The 4,668-nt window shown below is 61.5% G+C and carries 6 protein-coding genes; 2 read left to right on the plus strand and 4 right to left on the minus strand.

What is annotated here, in order from left to right; all coding sequences use genetic code 11:
• Both LEPOCDRAFT_RS02415 and LEPOCDRAFT_RS02420 read left to right on the plus strand, forming a co-directional pair.
• Window positions 1–669, plus strand: a 669-nt coding sequence (locus LEPOCDRAFT_RS02415) for an ABC transporter permease (protein ID WP_009453630.1), incomplete at its 5' end; no start/stop codon positions are given.
• Between the two features lie 19 nt (window positions 670–688).
• Window positions 689–1,477 (plus strand): ABC transporter ATP-binding protein, encoded by a 789-nt coding sequence (locus LEPOCDRAFT_RS02420; protein ID WP_009453631.1) that lies wholly within the window; start codon window positions 689–691, stop codon window positions 1,475–1,477.
• Here LEPOCDRAFT_RS02420 and LEPOCDRAFT_RS02425 read toward each other — a convergent pair.
• From LEPOCDRAFT_RS02425 to LEPOCDRAFT_RS02440, 4 genes are read right to left on the minus strand one after another with little or no spacing between them, the layout of a single operon-like run.
• Window positions 1,434–1,823, minus strand: coding sequence for a YkgJ family cysteine cluster protein (locus tag LEPOCDRAFT_RS02425; protein ID WP_245526381.1), 390 nt, complete (start codon window positions 1,821–1,823; stop codon window positions 1,434–1,436). The two genes, LEPOCDRAFT_RS02420 and LEPOCDRAFT_RS02425, sit on opposite strands and share 44 nt — an antisense overlap.
• A complete protein-coding gene (locus LEPOCDRAFT_RS02430; RefSeq protein ID WP_009453633.1) occupies window positions 1,792–3,045 on the minus strand; it encodes a glycosyltransferase in 1,254 nt (417 codons plus the stop codon). Before LEPOCDRAFT_RS02430 ends, LEPOCDRAFT_RS02425 begins: the two co-directional genes overlap by 32 nt.
• A 19-nt stretch (window positions 3,046–3,064) precedes the next feature.
• Window positions 3,065–3,523, minus strand: coding sequence for an inner membrane protein YiaA (gene yiaA, locus LEPOCDRAFT_RS02435; RefSeq protein WP_009453634.1), 459 nt, complete (start codon window positions 3,521–3,523; stop codon window positions 3,065–3,067).
• Window positions 3,524–3,551: 28 nt separating this feature from the next.
• On the minus strand, window positions 3,552–4,574 hold the full coding sequence (locus tag LEPOCDRAFT_RS02440; RefSeq protein WP_009453635.1) for an asparaginase: 1,023 nt from the start codon (window positions 4,572–4,574) through the stop codon (window positions 3,552–3,554).
• Between the last annotated feature and the right edge of the window lie 94 nt (window positions 4,575–4,668).

The raw sequence follows: 4,668 nt of genomic DNA on the forward strand, positions 1-4,668 counted from the left end.
CCCGCCGCGCCGTGGGAGCCGACGCAGCAAAGCTGGCTGGCTTGGCTGCTGTCGGGCGAGATGATCGACGACGCCTTGGGCAGCCTCTACCGCGTGGTGGTGGGTTTTGCCGTGGGCTTGGTGCTGGCTTTGCCGCTGGGGCTGGTGATGGGGGCCAGTCCCCGGATCTACGCCCTGTTCAACCCGATGATGCAGGTGCTGCGGCCCATCCCGCCCATCGCCTACATCCCGCTGGCGATCCTTTGGTTTGGCTTGGGCAATCCGCCCTCGGTGTTCCTGATCGCCTTGGGCGCGTTCTTTCCGGTCCTGATGAACACCATCGCCGGGGTGCGCAACGTCGATAGCATTTATCTGCGGGCGGCGCGCAACCTCGGGGTCGGGCGCTGGACGCTCTTCACCCGGGTGATCCTGCCTGCCGCCACGCCCTACATCTTGGCGGGGGTGCGCATCGGCATCGGCACCGCTTTCATCGTGGTGATCGTCTCGGAGATGATCGCCGTCAACAACGGTTTGGGCTTTCGCATTCTGGAAGCGCGCGAATTCATGTGGTCCGACAAGATCATCGCCGGCATGCTCACCATCGGCTTGCTGGGGCTGGGGCTGGATACCTTGGTGAGTCGCCTCAATCAGCATCTGCTGCGCTGGCATCGCGGCCTTGAGCAAGATTGAGCCCAAGAGAAGACGAACCATGACGCACATTCACATCGATCAAGTCCACAAGGTCTACGCCAGCCAAGGGCGGGAGGTGGTGGCCCTGCAAAACATTCAGTTGTCGATCGCCCAAGGCGAGTTCGTGTGTCTGCTGGGGCCTTCGGGGTGCGGCAAATCGACCTTGCTCAACGCCGTGGCCGGCTTCTCGCTGCCCAGCAGCGGCGCTATCCGTGTTGGCGACGCGGTGGTGCGCGCACCCGGACCGGATCGGGGCATGGTGTTTCAGGAGTACGCCCTTTTTCCGTGGATGACCGTGGCAGGCAACATCGCCTTCGCCATGGAGGTTCAGGACCGCGCCACGCGCAAAAACCCGACCGACATCGCCGCGCGGGTCGATGAATTGCTCGACGTCTTCAAGCTGCGCGACTTTCGCGATCGCTTCCCCAAAGACCTCTCAGGCGGCATGCGCCAGCGGGTGGCCATCGCCCGCGTGTTGGCGATGGATTCGCCCGTGATGCTGATGGACGAACCTTTTGGCGCGCTCGACGCCCTGACCCGACGCAGCTTGCAAGACGAGTTGCTGCGCATTTGGCAGCGCTTTGGCAAGACGGTGCTGTTTGTGACGCACTCGATCGAGGAGTCGATCTATCTGGCCGACCGGATCATCGTCATGACCTATCGACCTGGCACCATCAAACGCGATCAGCGCGTCGATCTACCCCGGCCCCGCGACCCCGCCGATCCGGCCTTCAATGCGTTGAAGCGTGAACTCGGGGCCTTGGTCATGACCGAGCAGCAGCGTCACGAAGCCCAGGAAGCGGTGTGAGCACATCGAGCCCCTTGAGCGATCGAGCCCGCAGGCATTGAGCGTCGCCCGTTTGAACTTCGCGGCACGGCGAGGGGCGTTGCGCGTAGATCGAGCAGCTCACCCCTTCGCCCAACGTGCCAGTCAGGGCCACGCAGCGCGGTGCGCTGGCGTTCGTGCCGGCCATGCAACTGTAAAGCGGCGTGACCCGTTCGATCATCTCTTCTGGCAAGCCAAAGACGTCCGCCTCGGCCCAATAGAACGAGACCCGGAACGCGCTGCAACACGCACCGCAGTGCTGGCAATCCAGCTGAGGTGCGAGCTGAGATGCGAGCTCAGGTGCGGCCACGGCGGCTGTACTTTTCAATGAGTTCAACGGCCACCTGCACGCCATGTTCCTCAGCCATCGCTTGACCCAGCGCTTGGGCGCGGGAGCGGACTTCGTCGCGCTGCGCCCACGCAATCATGGCCTTGAGCCGCGCAGGATGAATACGGGTATGTGGCACCGCAGGAGGCGCCACCCCAGCCCGGGCCAGTCGATCCGCCCAAAAGAATTGATCGCCCGCAAAGGGGATCACCACTGAAGGCACGCCCGCGCGGGCCGCCGTATGCGTGGTGCCAGCCCCACCGTGATGCATCACCATCGACATGAGCGGAAACAGCTGCTCGTGCGGGGTGGCACCGATCAGGCAGAAGTTGCGCGGTAAGTCGATGGCTGTGATGCCACTCCAACCGGGAAAAAACACCACCCGTCGGCCATCGACCGCTTCGATCAAGGTGGTCAACAACGTGCGCTGATCAAACCCAGCCATGCTGCCAAAACCGATGTAGATCGGCGCAGGCCCATCTTTGAGAAAGTTGGCCAAAGCCGGCGCGGGTCTCCAAGGTTTGGCAGAAGGTGCTGACCAAGCGCCACAGATCTGCCACAGCTCGGACCAATCTGCCGGTCGAGGGATCAGATGCTGGGACACACCATAGAGGATCGGGTAATTCGTCCAAGCCTTTTGGCGCGGTGTTTGAGGGCTATTGACCGCCCGCTGAGCGCTCTGAATCGTCTTGCGAAACATGCGCCACGACACCGCATTGACCCCTTGGTGGCTGAGTCGATTGAGCCAACCCGGCATGCGCATGGGGGGCAGCAAAGGGGACGGGAAATCACGCGTGGGCGATATCGGCCACAACCCCAAGCCGATGGCAGGCACCCCCAGATAATCGGCAGCAGCCAGCCCTACATAACTCGCGATGCCAGAGAACAGCACGGCATCGGCCTTCATTGCACGAGCTTCAGTCAGCACGGCTTGCAGCCACTGCGTGGTGTGCTCGTTGGCGATTTTTGCCACGGCCTTGGCCATCAGCGAGGCATCACCGCCCTCCATCATCAAACGCGACAGTGCGCCGCCCGGTGCCACGGTGGCCTTCATGTCACCGGCCAAAGCCAAGGTCGAAACCCCCAAAGCCTTGGCCGTGTCGAGCGTGGATCGATCCGCCAGCAACTTGACACCGTGGCCTGCGTCCATCAAAGCGCGGCACACGCCTACCAAGGGGCGGGTATCGCCCTCGGTGCCAAATGTGATCACAACGTACTGCATAAGGAGCGCCTACCCCGCTTCAGGCCCCATGGGGGCCGTTGCCGGTGCCAGTGCCATCGGCTGAGGCCGGGATGTCTTCGTCGTCAAAGAACGCCAGATCGCGCACGTTTTTCTGCACCGCCACCGCTGCAAACAGACTCAGCAGAAACGACATGGCGTAAAAGCCTTTTTCGCTTTGCGTGATGTCGGCGTTCCACAAACCCACGCTGAGCAAAAGCACCGACAGACCCAGCGAGAACCAACACAAACCAAAGTAAATGCCACTGACCGACATGCCTTCAAGGCGGTCGCGCACCGATTTCTGCAGGGATACAGCCGAGAACAAGCCGTACATCAAAACGGTGAAATAAAAGCCCTTGACGCTCAAAAGCATGCTGGCATTCCACAGTCCGATCAAGTAAGTCAGTGCCCCGATAAACAGTGCCGCCCAAGACGCGCCGACAAAGGCGCCTGTGGGTCGTTGAATGTGCGATTTCACGATGACTCCTCCGTGTTTTGTAACGGAATCATGCCACCTTCGATGCACGCATCAAACGCAACATCAGCTCAATTCTTGCCTGCACTGGAGATAGATCAAGGTGTTGTGCCGCCGGATCAGGATCGGCTCGCAGGATGGGGCCGAGGGCACAGCGGCTGCAGATCATTCGGGCCAGCTGTGTTCGGTCGGGGTCCACATGTTCAAGCGCGGCTGTGATGCCGTGATGCAAGGTGGCGTTACCCGTGCCTGCCAAGATCACACCTCGCACGCCCGCGTCGATCCAGCCCTGAAGTTGCGCACGGAGCAGGCTTTCGTCATGCCCAGCATGACTAAGCAAGATCGCCACCTTGGGCCAAGTGTTCACCGGCGTTTGAACCAGATCCAAGCCATAAGGCATGGACACCGCCTGAGCTTTGGGATCCAAGGTGTCCCACGGTCGAAAGCGTCGCAAGCTGCCTTGGGCCATCACACCCAGCGGACCGGCATCGCCCGAGCTGAAAGCCTCAAGTCGATGGGTATGAAGCTTGCGAATGTCCCAGGCACTGTGGATATATCCAGCCATGACCACCAAGACGCCTTGGGCACCCGTTTGCGCAGCAGTCGCCACCACGCTCAAGGCGTCAGCCAAGTTTTGTGGGCCGTCTGCCTGTAAAGAGGTGGCTGGGCGCATGGCCGCAGTCAATACCACCGGCTTGGTGGGGGCCAACACCCGATGGAGGAAATAGGCCGTCTCTTCGAGCGTGTCCGTGCCGTGGGTGATCACCACGCCCTGCACGTCTGGCCTTGCCACGTGCTGCGCCACGCGTGTCGCCAAGTCTTGCCAGACGGCGTGTGACATGTCTTTGCTGTCGAGCTGCGCCACCTGTTCGGCCTCCACGCACCACGGCTCACCGGCTGGCGATACCGGCCCCAGACCTGTGAGTAGATCCGCGACCGCCAGTTGTGCGGCCACATAACCGACCTGATCGGTGGCTCGATCTGCTCGGCCAGCGATGGTGCCACCGGTTCCCAAAACGACGATGGTGTCGGAGTTCATGGAAGAACTTGTCATAGATGCACGCCTGTATAAAAATCCAGCCACTGGATGAGCATACAGCTGCTGATCCTACACAACTCAGGACCCCGGAGGACCCCCATGGAGCCCC

Source organism: Leptothrix ochracea L12 (assembly GCF_000262525.1).